The 14,692-nt window shown below is 69.9% G+C and carries 11 protein-coding genes; 9 read left to right on the top strand and 2 right to left on the bottom strand.

Going from position 1 to position 14,692, the window contains the following annotated elements; translation table 11 throughout:
- The first annotated feature begins 34 nt into the window (after positions 1-34).
- On the top strand, positions 35-1,117 hold the full coding sequence (locus ACFVDM_RS01555; protein ID WP_383631432.1) for an inositol-3-phosphate synthase: 1,083 nt from the start codon (positions 35-37) through the stop codon (positions 1,115-1,117).
- A 124-nt stretch (positions 1,118-1,241) separates the two neighbouring features.
- Positions 1,242-2,501, top strand: coding sequence for an MFS transporter (locus ACFVDM_RS01550; protein WP_383631429.1), 1,260 nt, complete (start codon positions 1,242-1,244; stop codon positions 2,499-2,501).
- 116 nt (positions 2,502-2,617) lie between these two features.
- Here ACFVDM_RS01550 and ACFVDM_RS01545 read toward each other — a convergent pair whose 3' ends face one another.
- A complete protein-coding gene (locus ACFVDM_RS01545; protein WP_383631427.1) occupies positions 2,618-4,060 on the bottom strand; it encodes a CCA tRNA nucleotidyltransferase in 1,443 nt (480 codons plus the stop codon).
- Positions 4,061-4,240: 180 nt separating this feature from the next.
- Here ACFVDM_RS01545 and ACFVDM_RS01540 point away from each other — a divergent pair, with 180 nt between their 5' ends.
- From ACFVDM_RS01540 to trxA, 7 genes are all read left to right on the top strand, one after another.
- Positions 4,241-6,538, top strand: a complete 2,298-nt coding sequence (locus ACFVDM_RS01540) for a DUF6049 family protein (protein ID WP_383631424.1) — start codon at positions 4,241-4,243, stop codon at positions 6,536-6,538.
- Between the two features lie 49 nt (positions 6,539-6,587).
- Entirely contained in the window at positions 6,588-8,780 is a 2,193-nt protein-coding gene (gene murJ, locus ACFVDM_RS01535) for a murein biosynthesis integral membrane protein MurJ (protein WP_383631421.1), read from the top strand.
- 128 nt (positions 8,781-8,908) lie between these two features.
- Positions 8,909-10,597 carry a protein kinase family protein gene (locus ACFVDM_RS01530; protein ID WP_383631418.1) on the top strand — a complete coding sequence of 563 codons (1,689 nt, stop codon included), beginning with the start codon at positions 8,909-8,911 and terminating at the stop codon, positions 10,595-10,597.
- Between the two features lie 25 nt (positions 10,598-10,622).
- Positions 10,623-11,366 carry an RNA polymerase sigma factor SigM gene (gene sigM / locus ACFVDM_RS01525; protein WP_383631415.1) on the top strand — a complete coding sequence of 248 codons (744 nt, stop codon included), beginning with the start codon at positions 10,623-10,625 and terminating at the stop codon, positions 11,364-11,366.
- Entirely contained in the window at positions 11,363-12,340 is a 978-nt protein-coding gene (locus ACFVDM_RS01520) for an anti-sigma factor family protein (RefSeq protein WP_383631412.1), read from the top strand. The genes sigM and ACFVDM_RS01520 overlap by 4 nt, the downstream gene beginning before the upstream one ends.
- Positions 12,341-12,473: 133 nt before the next feature.
- A complete protein-coding gene (gene trxB / locus ACFVDM_RS01515; RefSeq protein ID WP_383631409.1) occupies positions 12,474-13,436 on the top strand; it encodes a thioredoxin-disulfide reductase in 963 nt (320 codons plus the stop codon).
- Between the two features lie 41 nt (positions 13,437-13,477).
- On the top strand, positions 13,478-13,807 hold the full coding sequence (gene trxA, locus ACFVDM_RS01510) for a thioredoxin (protein ID WP_383631406.1): 330 nt from the start codon (positions 13,478-13,480) through the stop codon (positions 13,805-13,807).
- Between the two features lie 113 nt (positions 13,808-13,920).
- On the opposite strand, the gene ACFVDM_RS01505 is transcribed toward trxA, so the two are convergent.
- Positions 13,921-14,538: a GNAT family N-acetyltransferase gene (locus ACFVDM_RS01505; RefSeq protein WP_383631403.1), complete on the bottom strand. Its 618-nt coding sequence runs from the start codon at positions 14,536-14,538 to the stop codon at positions 13,921-13,923.
- Positions 14,539-14,692 lie beyond the last annotated feature (154 nt).

Below are 14,692 nucleotides of genomic sequence, written 5' to 3'. Positions count from 1 at the left end.
CAGGAACATCCATTACACACAGGGAGCAACCGGAATGGGTTCGGTTCGCGTAGCCATCGTCGGCGTGGGCAACTGCGCCGCCTCGCTGGTCCAGGGCGTCGAGTACTACAAGGACGCCGATCCGGCCGGCAAGGTGCCCGGCCTGATGCACGTCCAGTTCGGCGACTACCACGTGCGGGACGTCGAGTTCGTCGCCGCCTTCGACGTCGACGCGAAGAAGGTGGGCCTCGACCTCTCGGACGCCATCGGCGCCAGCGAGAACAACACCATCAAGCTCTGCGACGTGCCGAACGCCGGCGTCACCGTCCAGCGCGGCCACACCCACGACGGCCTGGGCAAGTACTACCGCCAGACCATCGAGGAGTCCTCCGAGGCCCCGGTCGACATCGTCCAGGTCCTCAAGGACCGCAAGGTCGACGTCCTGGTCTGCTACCTGCCCGTCGGTTCCGAGGTCGCCGCGAAGTTCTACGCGCAGTGCGCCATCGACGCCAAGGTCGCGTTCGTCAACGCCCTCCCGGTCTTCATCGCCGGCACCAAGGAGTGGGCCGACAAGTTCACCGAGGCCGGTGTCCCGATCGTCGGCGACGACATCAAGTCGCAGGTCGGCGCCACCATCACGCACCGCGTGATGGCGAAGCTGTTCGAGGACCGCGGTGTCATCCTGGACCGCACCATGCAGCTGAACGTCGGCGGCAACATGGACTTCAAGAACATGCTCGAGCGTGAGCGCCTGGAGTCCAAGAAGATCTCCAAGACGCAGGCCGTCACCTCGCAGATCCGCGACCGCGAGCTGGGTGCGGACAACGTCCACATCGGCCCGTCGGACTACGTGGCCTGGCTGGACGACCGCAAGTGGGCATACGTGCGCCTTGAGGGCCGTGCCTTCGGTGACGTTCCGCTGAACCTGGAGTACAAGCTCGAGGTGTGGGACTCCCCGAACTCGGCCGGTGTCATCATCGACGCCGTCCGCGCCGCGAAGATCGCCAAGGACCGCGGCATCGGCGGCCCGATCCTCTCGGCCTCCTCGTACTTCATGAAGTCCCCGCCGGTCCAGTACTTCGACGACGAGGCCCGCGAGAACGTCGAGAAGTTCATCCGCGGTGAGGTCTCCAACTGACGTCACCTGACAGGGTGCGTCGGCGCGGCACGGCGGGGAGCGGCAACGCTCCCCGCCCCCCGCACCGTTGAGGGTCCCCGGGCAATCCGCCCGGGGACCCTCAACGTATGTGACCCTTGCTCCCATGCCTGTCGTGCATGACCTGCGCATACTTCTGCGTCTCCGGAACTTCCGCCGCCTGCTGGCCGTGCGGATCCTGTCCCAGTCGGCCGACGGCGTCTACCAGGTGGCCCTCGCGGCCCATGTCGTCTTCTCCCCCGAGAACCAGGCCTCCGCCGGTGCCATCGCCTCCGCGATGGCCGTCCTGCTGCTTCCCTACTCGCTCATCGGGCCGTTCGCCGGGGTGCTGCTGGACCGCTGGCCCCGCCGGCAGGTCTTCCTGCACGGGAACCTGCTGCGCGCCGCACTCGCCTGCTGCACCGCCCTCCTGATGCTGGGCTCGGCCCCCGACTGGCTCTTCTACACCTCGGCCCTCTGCGTCACCGCGGTCAACCGCTTCGTCCTCGCCGGACTCTCCGCGGCCCTTCCCCGCGTCGTCGACCGCGACCTCCTGGTCCTCGCCAACTCCGTCTCACCGACCGCGGGCACCCTCGCCGCCACAGCGGGCGGGGGACTCGCCTTCGCCGTACGGCTGCTGCTGTCCGATTCCGATGCCGCCGTGGTGCTCCTGGGCGCCGGGCTCTACCTCGCCTCGGCACTGACCTCGCTGAGCCTCGCCACCCGGCTGCTGGGACCGGACCGGGAAGACAGCGATCTCAGCCTGCGCACGGCCCTGGCGGTCACCGCCCGCGGGCTGGGTCACGGGCTGCGCCATCTGGCGGTACGGAAGCATGCGACCCGGGCGTTGGCGGCCATGACCGTGATCCGCTTCTGCTACGGGGCACTGACGGTGATGCTGCTGATGCTCTGCCGGTACGCCTGGACCGACAACGAGTCCGACGGGCTGGCGCTGCTCGGACTGGCGGTGGGCGTCTCCGGGGCGGGGTTCTTCGCCGCGGCCCTCCTGACGCCCTGGGCCGCGGGGCGGCTGGGCCGGTTCCGCTGGATGGCGGTGTGCGCGGGGACGGCGGCCGTACTCGAGCCGGCCCTGGGCCTCTGGTTCCGGCCGGCCCCCATGCTCCTCGCCGCCTTTCTCCTCGGGCTGGTCACCCAGGGGGCGAAGATCGCGACCGACACCGTGGTGCAGACGGGCGTGGACGACGCCTTCCGCGGACGAGTCTTCTCGCTCTACGACGTCCTCTTCAATGTGGCGTTCGTCGGTGCCGCAGCCGCCGCAGCGCTCTCCCTGCCCGCCGACGGGAAGTCTCCGACCGTGGTGATCGCGGTGGGAATGCTCTACGCCGTGGTGGCCGTGGCGCTGTTCCGGTGGAGCAGGACCGACTGAGGGCGTTGTTTCACGTGAAACAACGCCCTCGCCTTGATGAGGAACCACATCCCGTACGCACGGGACAGCACTTCGACGCGGCACCCCGCCGGTCATGTTTCACGTGAAACATGACCTCAGTTCTGCGCTTCCCACCACTTCCGGAGTTCGGCCACCGCCTGGTCGTGCTCCATCGGACCGTTCTCCAGACGCAGTTCGAGCAGGAACGCATAGGCCTTGCCGATGACCGGCCCCGGGCCGATGTCCAGAATCCGCATGATCTCGTTCCCGTCCAGGTCGGGCCGGATCGCGTCCAGCTCCTCCTGCTCCTGGAGCTGTGCGATGCGCTCCTCCAGGCCGTCATAGGTCCGCGACAGCGCATTGGCCTTGCGCTTGTTCCGCGTGGTGCAGTCCGAACGGGTCAGCTTGTGCAGCCGGCTCAGCAGCGGCCCCGCATCGCGCACATAGCGGCGGACGGCCGAGTCGGTCCACTCCCCGTCACCGTAGCCATGGAAGCGCAGATGCAGCTCCACGAGCTTCGAGACGTCCTTGACCATGTCGTTGGAGTACTTGAGCGCGGCCATCCGCTTCTTGGTCATCTTGGCCCCCACCACCTCGTGGTGGTGGAAGGAGACCCGTCCGTCCTTCTCGAAACGCCGGGTCCGCGGCTTGCCGATGTCGTGCAGCAGGGCGGCAAGGCGCAGAACCAGGTCCGGGCCGTCCTCCTCCAGATCGATCGCCTGCTCCAGGACGGTCAGCGAGTGCTCGTACACATCCTTGTGGCGGTGATGCTCGTCACTCTCCAGCCGGAGCGCGGGCAGCTCGGGCAGCACGTGCCCGGCCAGTCCGCTGTCGACGAGGAGCGCCAGCCCCTTGCGCGGGTGCGCCGAGAGCAGGAGCTTGTTGAGCTCCTCTCGGACCCGTTCCGCCGAGACGATCTCGATCCGGCCCGACATCTCCGTCATCGCCGCCACGACGTCGGGGGCGACCTCGAAGTCGAGCTGCGCGGCGAACCGCGCGGCGCGCAGCATGCGCAGCGGGTCGTCGGAGAAGGACTCCTCGGGCGTGCCCGGGGTGCGCAGCACCCGCTGCGCCAAGTCCTCCAGGCCGCCGTGAGGATCGATGAACTCCTTCTGCGGGAGGGCGACGGCCATCGCGTTCACCGTGAAGTCACGGCGGACGAGGTCCTCCTCGATGGAGTCGCCGTAGGAGACCTCGGGCTTCCGTGAGGTCCTGTCGTACGCCTCGGACCGGTATGTGGTGATCTCGATCTGGTAGCCGTCCTTCTGGGCCCCCACCGTGCCGAACGCGATCCCCACCTCCCAGACCGAGTCCGCCCAGGGCCGCACGATCTTCAGCACGTCCTCGGGGCGGGCATCGGTCGTGAAGTCCAGGTCGTTGCCCAGCCTGCCGAGGAGCGCGTCCCGGACCGAGCCGCCGACCAGGGCCAGGCCGAATCCGGCGTCCTGGAATCGGCGGGCGAGGTCGTCGGCGACCGGGGACACCCGCAGCAGTTCGCTGACTGCGCGGAGCTGCACCTCGGTCAGGGCGCTGGAGTTGTCTTCATTGGCGTTCGACACAACTGAAAAGGGTACGTGCCCGGACCGGCCGGGACGCCCTGGTTTCCGTCCGCACCGCGAGACTCTTCCGATCATGTGGCGCACTCCCCGGCACTCGGCCGCGGCGCACCTCGTTACCATGCGGGGACGCAGCGACGGACGACGGTCGACAGCACGGACGATGACGAGGGACGGGTACGCGTGGCCGAGGCGGCAGACATCCAGGGGATGAGTCCCGCTCCTGCCCGCCGGTGGGTGCGGCGCACAGCCGCCGCACTCGCGGGAGCTCCGCTGGTCGCCGCCCTGCTGGCCGGGGTGGCCGCCCCGCAGGCACAGGCCGGCGGAGCGAGCAAGGCCCCCACGGGGTCCAGCACCGTCTCGGTGTCCCTGGACTCCCTGACGCCCAGCGCCCCCGTGAAGGGGGACACCCTCATGGTCTCCGGCACGGTGACCAACAAGGGCAAGGAGACCATCACCGACGCCCAGATCGATCTGCGCGTCGGCCCGAAGCTCTACAACCGGGCCGCGATCGACACAGCCGGTGAGCGCACCGGCTATGTCCCGGGCTCCGACCCCTACCCCATCGACGACAAGTACAGCGAGACGATCGACAAGCTGCCCCGGGGCGGCTCCAGGGAATTCTCCCTGTCGGTCCCCGTCAGCAAGCTGAACCTCGGCGACGACGGGGTCTACCAGCTGGGCGTCTCCCTGACCGGGCAGACCAACCGCGCCCCGTACGACCAGGTGCTCGGCATCGAGCGGACCTTCCTTCCCTGGCAGAGCGAGGACCGCGACTCCAAGCCCGGGATCAGCTTCCTGTGGCCGCTGATCGCCTCGGCGCACCTCACCGCCGAGACCGGCTCCGACGAACAGCAGACGCCCGTCTTCGCCGATGACGACCTGGCCGCCGAGATCGCGCCGGGCGGCCGCCTCGAACGCATGGTGGCGTTGGGCAGTCAGCTGCCCGTGACCTGGGTGGTCGACCCGGACCTGCTCGCCAGTGTCGACGCGATGACCAAGAACTACCGCGTGAAGTCGGGCGACACCACGGTCGCCGGCACCAACCAGGCGGTGGCCAAGAAGTGGCTCACCGCGCTGGAGGCGGCGGTGGCCGAGGGCAAGGTCGTCGCCCTGCCCTTCGGCGACCCCGACCTCGCCTCGATCGCGCACCGCGGCAAGAACGTGTCGGGCACGCTCAGCCACCTCCAGACGGCCAGCGAGGTCGCCGGTGTCACCGTGGAGACGATCCTCCATGTGAAGCCGTCGACGGACTTCGCCTGGCCGGTCGAGGGCGCGGTCGACCCCTCGATCGTCGATGTCGCCACCTCCGCCGGCGCGCACAACGTGATCGCCCGCAGCGACAGCCTCCAGGAGGACGACAGCCTGTCGTACACGCCGACGGCCGCCCGGCCGATCGGCGGCGGCACCACGGCGGTGGTCTCCGACGCCCGCCTCTCCACGGCCTTCCAGGGCGACATGACGAAGGCGGGCAATTCCACGCTCGCCGTGCAGCGCTTCCTCGCCGTCTCCCTCTCGCTGGCCGAGCAGGACACGGAGAAGGACCGGAGCCTCGTCGTCGCTCCCCAGCGCATGCCGACGATCGCCCAGGCCCAGGCGATGGCCCGCGCCCTGCAGGCGCTCGACGACGACCGCTGGACGCGGTCCGTCACGTTGACCCAGGCCGCGGCGACGAAGCCGGACGCAGGCGCCACCACGGCGATCCCCCGGTCCTCCCAGTACCCGAAGCGGCTGCGGAGCCAGGAGCTGCCCACCCAGGCCTTCCAGGACATCAAGTCCACCCAGACCTCCCTGGACAACTTCCAGGTGATCCTCACCCAGCCCGAGCGGGTCGTGACCCCCTTCGGCAACGCGGTCAACCGGTCCATGTCCACGTCGTGGCGCGGCAGGGCCCTGGAGGCCCAGCTGTACCGGGACTCGGTCCGCACCTATCTCCAGGGCCTCGTCAACGAGGTCCAGCTCATCACGAAGTCGGACGTCACCCTGTCCGGCCGCAGCGCGACCATCCCCGTCACCGTGCAGAACCGGCTGCTTCAGGACGTCGACCATCTGGTGCTCCGGCTGAAGTCGGAGAACGCGACCCGTCTGGAGCTGAACAACGGCGGTGCGGTCGCGGAGCAGCCGATCCGGGTCGGCGCCGGCCACAGCCAGTCCGTGAAGTTCGATGCCGCGGCCAACATCAACGGCCAGGTCCAGATGACGGCCCAGCTCTACACGCAGGACGGCAAGCCGTACGGCGAGGAGATGGCCTTCACGGTGAAGGTGTCCGAGCTCACGCCGACCGTGCTGCTCGTGATCGCCGGCGGCCTGCTGCTGCTGGTCCTCGCCGGCATCCGCATGTATGCACATCGCAAGCGTGCCAACGCCGACGGCGCGACGGGCGAGGACGGTGGTGAACCCGAGCAGCCGAGTGACCCGACACCGGACACCGGTCCCGAAAGCGCCGAGCCGTCGGGCACGGGTGAGAAAGTGGACCGTTGAGCGATGTCTGTCGTGGCCGGTCGGCCCGGGACGATGAGGTGGGGTTTCGATGAACGCGCCGTACGACGGTGACCGCGGTCAGGGTGCCGGCGGAGCCGGGCCCTACGGCGGGCCACCGGTGCCTCCGGGCCCGGAGCAGTACCCCCCGGCCTCGGACCAGTACCCCCCGGACCAGTACCCCCCGGCCCCCGACCCGTATCTGCAGTCGGCGTACGACTACGACCCCTACCGGGCCCAGGACCTCTCCGCCCAGGATCCGGTGGGCGAGGCCCTGTACGACCGGGCCGCGCACCCGCCGCCGCCCCCGGGCACCTATCAGCAGCCGCAGCCGCTCTACCAGCAGCCGCCGCCCGCCCAGTACCCGCCCGACCCCCGGATCTGGGCGCAGACCCCGCCGCCCGAGCCGGACGGTCCCTCCCGCCATCTGCCGTACGGCGACGACGCCGCGACCACCCAGTTCGTCGGGGTGGACGATCTCGTCACCCAGGCATCCGCCAACCGCGACGAGCCGGACGCGTTCGCCCATCTCTTCCGGGACCAGGAGGGCCCCTCGGGGTCACCGGCCGCCCCCCGTCCCGAACCGGCCCCTGCCCCGGCGCCGAAGTCCGGCGGGGGCCGGGCCTCGGGCTTGCTGAAGTCCAGCGCCGTGATGGCGGCGGGCACCCTCGTCTCCCGGCTCACGGGCTTCGTCCGCAGCCTGGTGATCACCGCCGCGCTCGGCGCCGCCCTGCTCGGTGACAGCTTCACCATCGCCTACACGCTGCCGACGATGATCTACATCCTCACCGTGGGCGGCGGGCTCAACTCGGTCTTCGTCCCCCAGCTCGTCCGCTCGATGAAGGACGACGAGGACGGCGGCGAGGCCTACGCCAACCGGCTGCTGACCCTGGTGATGGTCGCCCTCGGGCTGATCGTCGCCATCGCCGTCTTCGCGGCACCCTTCCTCATCCGGCTGATGTCGTCGACGATCTCCGGGGACGCCGCGGCCAACAACGTGGCCACGACCTTCGCCCGGTACTGCCTGCCCACCATCTTCTTCATGGGCGTGCACGTCGTCATGGGCCAGATCCTGAACGCTCGCGGCCGCTTCGGCGCGATGATGTGGACCCCGGTCCTGAACAACATCGTCATGATCTTCACGTTCGGGCTGTTCATCTGGGTCTACGGCACCTCGCACGAGTCCCACATGGGCGTCCAGACGATCCCGCCGGAGGGCGTCCGCCTGCTGGGCGTCGGCACCCTGCTCGGCCTCGTCGTCCAGGCCCTGGCGATGATCCCGTATCTGCGCGAGGCCGGATTCCGTTTCCGTCCCCGCTTCGACTGGCGGGGCCACGGCCTCGGCAAGACCGTCAAGCTGGCCAAGTGGACCGTGCTGTTCGTCTTCGCCAACCAGGCCGGTGTCCTCGTCGTCACCCAGCTCGCCACCTCCGCGGGCAAGGCCTCGGGCACCAACGGGGCGGGCTTCCTCGCCTACTCCAACGCCCAGCTGATCTGGGGCATGCCGCAGGCCATCATCACCGTCTCGGTCATGGCCGCCCTGCTGCCGCGCATCTCCCGCGCCGCCCACGACAACGACCCCGGCGCGGTCCGCGACGACATCTCCCAGGGGCTGCGCAACTCCGCGGTCGCCATCGTCCCGGTCGCCTTCGCGTTCCTCGCCCTGGGCGTGCCGATGTGCACCCTGCTCTACGCCTCCAGCGGCCCCGAGGCCGCCCGCTCCATGGGCTTCATCCTCATGGCCTTCGGCCTCGGCCTCATCCCGTACTCCGTGCAGTACGTGGTACTGCGCGGGTTCTACGCCTACGAGGACACCCGCACCCCCTTCTACAACACCGTCATCGTCGCCCTCGTCAACGCGGCCGCCTCGGCCGTCTGCTACGTCGTGCTGCCCGCCCGATGGGCCGTCGTCGGTATGGCCGCCTCCTACGGCCTCGCCTACGCCGTCGGCGTCGGCATCGCCTGGCGCCGGCTGCGCAACCGCCTGGGCGGCGACCTGGACGGCGCCCACGTCGTCCGCACCTACGCCCGGCTGTGCCTGGCCGCCCTGCCGGCCACCGTCGTCGGCGGAGCCGTCGGCTTCGGTCTGCTCCAGGTGCTCGGCGACGGCGCGTTCGGCTCGCTCGTCGCACTGATCATCGGCGGGGCCCTGCTCCTCGGAGTGTTCTTCGTCGCGGCGAAGCGGATGCGCATCGAGGAGATCAACGGCATGGTCGGCATGGTCAGGGGACGTCTCGGCCGCTGAGGATCACCGGTCCGCACAACCATCACCGGTCCCCGCGTGTCGTGCATGGTGCCGGAGTGTGGGCACAATTGGCGTGACTGTGCGGGGCTGGCTGGCATCGCCCAACGGATGGGGAGGCAGGAACGACGGTGGCGGAACGTAGCACGGCGGCCGTCGACGTGGACAACAGTGGTGACGAGCCGCTGGCCGCGAAGGCGGACGAGGCCACGAGCGACGGTACGGCAGAACCCCAGGACGGAAAGGGCGCGGACCCGCAGGAGACGGACGGCGGGCAGACCGGCGCCGAGTCCTCCGTACCGACCCCTGATCTGCACAGCGGTCACAAGCTTGCCGGGCGCTACCGGCTTGAGGAATGCGTCACCCGTCTGGACGGATTCAGCAGCTGGCGCGCGGTCGACGAGAAACTGCGCCGCGCGGTCGGCGTCCACCTCCTGCCCGCCGACCATCCGCGGGCGCGATCGGTGCTCGCGGCGGCACGCTCGTCCGCGCTGCTCGGCGATCCCCGCTTCGTCCAGGTCCTGGACGCGGTCGAGGAGAACGACCTCGTCTACGTCGTCCACGAATGGCTGCCCGACGCCGTCGAACTGACCGCGCTGCTCGCCGCAGGGCCCATGGAGGCCCACGACGCCTACCAGCTCGTCAGCCAGCTCGCCCAGGCCATGGCGGCCGCCCACCGCGAGGGACTGGCCCATCTGCGGCTCACCCCCGGCGCGGTGCTCCGCTCCTCCTCCGGCCAGTACCGCATCCGCGGTCTCGCGGTGAACGCCGCCCTGCGCGGCATCACCTCCGACGGACCCCAGCGGGCCGACACCGAGGCCATCGGCGCCCTGCTGTACGCCGCGCTGACCCAGCGCTGGCCGTACGAGAGCGACGCCTACGGCCTCACCGGCCTCCCCAAGGGCATGGGCCTGCTCGCACCCGACCAGGTCCGGGCCGGCGTCCACCGAGGCCTCTCCGAGATCGCCATGCGGGCCCTCGCCAACGACGGGGCGACGGCCTCCCGCCAGGAGCAGCCGTGCACCACCCCCGACGAGCTCGCCAAGGCCGTCGCCGCGATGCCGCGCATCCGCCCGCCGGAGCCCACGTTCGCCGCCCCGCCCGAGTACCAGCGGACCACGTACCAGCAGGGCAGCTACGGACGTCCGGCCGGACCGGGAGCGGGACCGACCCAGCCCGTCCTCGTACCGCCCGCCCCGCTCCAGAGCCGCACCGGGAAGGCGCTCAAGTGGGCCGTCTCGGCCCTTCTCATCGCCGCCCTGGGTCTCGGGAGCTGGCAGCTGGCCGAGACGCTCCTGGACCACGACAAGGGCTCCGACGACCCCGGAACCACGCAGACGAACCCGGAGAACGGCGACCCCAAGCCGGTCGCGGAGAGCAAGCCGGTCCCGATCGTGGGCGCCCAGGACTACGACCCGCTCGGTGACGGATCCGAGAAGCCCAAGGACATCGGTCACCTCTATGACGGCGACCCCACGTCCTACTGGAACACCGACGGCTACTACAGCGCCCAGTTCGGCAACCTCAAGGAAGGCGTCGGCGTCGTCCTCGACCTCGGCTCGGTGCAGCGGGTCGGGTCGGTCGATGTGACCTTCCTCGGCGGCACCACCTCCGTCGAACTGCGCACCACGACCGACCCCACCGTCCCGAGCATGCCCGGGGCGTTCACCAAGGTCGCCGAAGGATCCGGAACGAAGGTTGCCCTCAAGCCCGGAAAACCCGTCCAGGCGCGGTACCTTCTGGTCTGGCTCACCAAACTGCCACCGAGCGACACCGGCAACTTCCGGGGCAAGATCTCGGACATCAAGGTCACCAGCTGACAGCACCAGGGGAGGGGGCTCACCGTTGGACGACACCAGATTCGCCGACACGAGCGACCAGGACCTCCTGACCCAGCACGTGGCCGGTGAACCGGATGCCTTCGGTGAGCTCGTCCGCCGCCATCGCGACCGGCTGTGGGCCGTGGCCCTGCGGACCCTGGGCGACCGCGAGGAGGCGGCGGACGCCGTCCAGGACGCCCTGGTCTCCGCGTTCCGCGCCGCCCACACCTTCCGCGGCCAGTCCGCCGTCACCACCTGGCTGCACCGCATCACCGTCAACGCCTGCCTCGACCGGGTCCGCAAGGCCTCCATCCGCAGGACGGCCCCGGTCGACGACCCCGAACGGCTCGATCAGCTCCTGGAGCCGCACGAGTCCGCCGAGGCACCCGCCGAGCGGCAGGACGTCCAGCGCGAGCTGATCGCGGCCCTGGGTACGCTCCCCGCCGAACAGCGCGCCGCACTCGTCCTCGTCGACATGCAGGGCTACCCGGTGGCCGAGGCCGCCCGGATGCTCGACGTCCCGGTCGGCACCGTGAAGAGCCGCTGCGCACGGGGCCGCGTCCGGCTCGCCCCGCTCCTCACCCACCTCCGAACCGGAAGCGACCCGGAGACGGGGAGCACCGCCCCCGAACCCCTGGGGAACCGGACGCCCCGACCATCCGTCCCACCGCCGGCGGGCCCCCGAGACAGCGGGCCGGACACCACGGAGACGAACGACACCGGTACGAGCAATCCAGCGGCAGCGAAGGGCGGAGGCGGGCGCGCATGACATCGACGGCCGACACGACCCGGCACCCGGACGTCTCGGAGATCTCGGATCTCACCGAGGGGCTGCTCCCCGCTTCCCGCACGGCCGATCTCCGGCGCCACCTGGAAGGGTGCGAGCCCTGCGCCGATGTCCTGGCGTCCCTGGAAGAGATCCGCGGCCTGCTCGGTTCGCTGCCCGCCCCCGAGCCGATGCCCATGGACATAGCCGCACGCATCGACGCCGCGCTCGCCGAGGAAGCCCGCTCCGACCACTCGGCAGCAGATCCTGAGGCCCAGGCCGCGCAGGGACCGGACGCTTCACCGGCGTCCCCGGCCGACGATGTTTCACGTGAAACCGAGGACTCCCCGTCGGCTCCGGAGCCCGCGGACCGCCCTGCCGGGTATCCGCGCGCGGCGACGGGCCCGGGGCGTGGTCCCACGCGGCGCCGCCGTCGAAGGGCCGTACTCGGCGCGGCCCTCGGTGCCGCCGTGGTCGGAGTGAGCGCCCTCCTGTTGCAGAACGTCCAGCTCGCCTCGAACGGCGCGGACAGCGCCGCTCTGGACCAAGGAGCATCGGCGTCGAAGGCCAAGACGCGCTCCTTCTCCCAGGCCACTCTGGAGAACCAGGTCCGCAGCCTCCTCGGCTCCGGAGCGGAAGAAAGCGCGGAGGAGAACTCCGGCGCCAAGCAGGCGCCCTCGATGGGCGTGCGGTCCTCGCCGGAGAATCCCTCGTCTCCGTCGGACGGCCCCCGGAAACCGCTGCGCACCCCCACGGTGACCGTCCCGGCCTGTGTGGAGCAGGGCATCGGACGGAACACCGGCGCCCTGGCGCTGCAGCGCGGCACCTATGAGGGCACCGACGCCTTCCTCGTCGTCCTCCCTCACCCCACGGACTCCGCAGAGGTCCAGGCGTACGTGGTCGACGCGTCCTGTGTCGGCGCCGAGCCCCCCAGCAAGGGGAAGATCCTCCTCACGGACACCTACACCCGCCCCTGAGAACCGCACCGGATCCTGCCCCGGCACGTCGGGAATGCATCCCCCGTAGGATCCGTTGGGTGGGGTGAGAGTCGTTGAACCGGCCCCAGTAGGCGTGGACAGTAGGCAGTCTGCAGAGACGAGGAAGAAACCCGTGAGCGACGTGCGTAATGTGATCATCATCGGCTCCGGCCCGGCGGGCTATACGGCTGCCCTGTACACCGCGCGCGCCTCGCTGAAGCCGCTGGTCTTCGAGGGCGCTGTCACCGCCGGTGGCGCGCTGATGAACACCACCGACGTGGAGAACTTCCCCGGTTTCCAGGACGGGATCATGGGCCCCGAGCTCATGGACAACATGCGTGCCCAGGCCGAGCGCTTCGGTGCCGAACTCATCCCCGACGATGTGGTCGCCGTCGACCTCACCGGTGACATCAAGACCGTCACGGACACCGCCGGCACCGTGCACCGCGCGAAGGCCGTCATCGTCACCACCGGCTCGCAGCACCGCAAGCTCGGACTGCCCAACGAGGACGCCCTCTCCGGACGCGGCGTCTCCTGGTGCGCGACCTGCGACGGGTTCTTCTTCAAGGACCAGGACATCGCCGTGGTCGGCGGCGGCGACACCGCGATGGAAGAGGCCACGTTCCTCTCCCGCTTCGCCAAGTCGGTCACCATCGTCCACCGCCGTGACACCCTGCGTGCCTCCAAGGCCATGCAGGAGCGCGCCTTCGCCGACCCGAAGATCAAGTTCGCCTGGGACAGCGAGGTCGCCGGGGTCCACGGCGAGCAGAAGCTCTCCGGTCTGACCCTGCGCAACACCAAGACCGGTGAGACCTCCGAGCTCCCCGTGACCGGCCTCTTCATCGCCGTCGGACACGACCCGCGCACGGAGCTGTTCAAGGGCCAGCTCGACCTCGACGAAGAGGGCTACCTCAAGGTGGAGGCCCCCTCGACGCGCACCAACCTCACGGGTGTCTTCGGCGCCGGCGATGTCGTCGACCACACCTACCGGCAGGCCATCACCGCTGCCGGCACCGGCTGCTCCGCCGCTCTCGACGCCGAGCGCTTCCTCGCCGCGCTCGCCGACGACGAGAAGGCCGCCGCGGCCACCGTCTGACCCACGCCCCACCCCACACCCGCGAAGTTAAGGAGGTTGCCGTGGCCGGCACCCTGACGAACGTTACCGACGACAATTTCGACGAGGTCGTCCTCAAGAGCGACAAGCCCGTGCTCGTCGACTTCTGGGCTGCCTGGTGCGGCCCGTGCCGTCAGATCGCCCCCTCCCTGGAGGCCATCGCGGCGGAGCACGGCGAGATCGAGATCGTCAAGCTCAACATCGACGAGAACCCGGCCACCGCTGCCAAGTACGGCGTCATGTCCATCCCGACGCTGAACGTCTACCAGGGTGGCGAGGTCGCCAAGACGATCGTCGGCGCCAAGCCGAAGGCCGCGATCCTTCGCGACCTGGAGCCTTTCATCTCTGCCTGAACCGCTCCGCGCTGTCGGAATCCGCGAGGAATCCGCGAGTAGTACAGCGGCACCGATGTTTCACGTGAAACGGGCCCGCCCCTCCCAGGGGCGGGCCCGTTCCGCGTTCCGCCTCACAGAGGCCGCAGCGCCGGTTCCTTCTGCACCGCTCCCAGCAGACGGTCGAGAGCCATCTCCACGTCTTCCTTCCACGAGAGCGTGGTGCGCAGCTCCAGCCTCAGCCGTGGGTGCACCGGATGGGGACGCACGGTCTTGAACCCCACCGCCAGCAGGTGCTCGGCCGGCAGTACGCACGCCGGTTCCTTCCAGCGGGCATCACCGAAGGCCTCGATCGCCTTGAACCCTCGACGAAGCAGATCCTTGGCCACCGTCTGCACCATGACCCGCCCCAGCCCCTGCCCCTGGTAGCCCGGCAGAATCAGGGCCGTCATCAACTGGACCGCGTCGGGGGAAACCGGGCTCGTCGGGAACGACGTCGTCCGGGGTACATACGCGGGCGGGGCGTAGAGCACGAAGCCGACCGGAACATCGTCGACATAGACGACCCGCCCGCAGGAACCCCACTCCAGCAGCACGCCGGAGATCCAGGCTTCCTTCTCCAGCTCCGCTCTCCCGCTCTTCACCGCCGCTTCTCCTCGCACCGGGTCCAGCTCCCAGTACACACAGGAGCGGCAACGCCGGGGGAGATCAGGAAGGTTGTCCAGCGTGAGCGGTACGAGCCGACGCCCCATGGAGGCTGTTCCTCACTTCCCTCACCCACCACGGTTCGGAAGCGATGTCCGGCGCGCCCCGTGCCCGGAGGTGGATCAACTGGATGTGCCCTACCGGAACGCATCGTATCCACCGGACGATCAAGCCGACACCGTGAGAAAGCAAAGGGCGGGC

The organism is Streptomyces sp. NPDC057682, assembly GCF_042799575.1.
Classification (GTDB): Bacteria; Actinomycetota; Actinomycetes; order Streptomycetales; family Streptomycetaceae; genus Streptomyces.
Note: the sequence above shows the minus strand (reverse complement) of the source record. Positions and strands in the feature narration are given on the sequence as shown.

What these genes read in the sequence shown, in the direction of transcription:
- ACFVDM_RS01555 (WP_383631432.1), top strand. Translation starts at nt 35, where the DNA reads ATGGGTTCGGTTCGCGTAGCCATCGTCGGCGTGGGCAACTGCGCCGCC.
- ACFVDM_RS01550 (WP_383631429.1), top strand. Translation starts at nt 1,242, where the DNA reads ATGCCTGTCGTGCATGACCTGCGCATACTTCTGCGTCTCCGGAACTTC.
- murJ (WP_383631421.1), top strand. Translation starts at nt 6,588, where the DNA reads ATGAACGCGCCGTACGACGGTGACCGCGGTCAGGGTGCCGGCGGAGCC.
- ACFVDM_RS01520 (WP_383631412.1), top strand. Translation starts at nt 11,363, where the DNA reads ATGACATCGACGGCCGACACGACCCGGCACCCGGACGTCTCGGAGATC.
- ACFVDM_RS01505 (WP_383631403.1), bottom strand. Translation starts at nt 14,538, where the DNA reads ATGGGGCGTCGGCTCGTACCGCTCACGCTGGACAACCTTCCTGATCTC.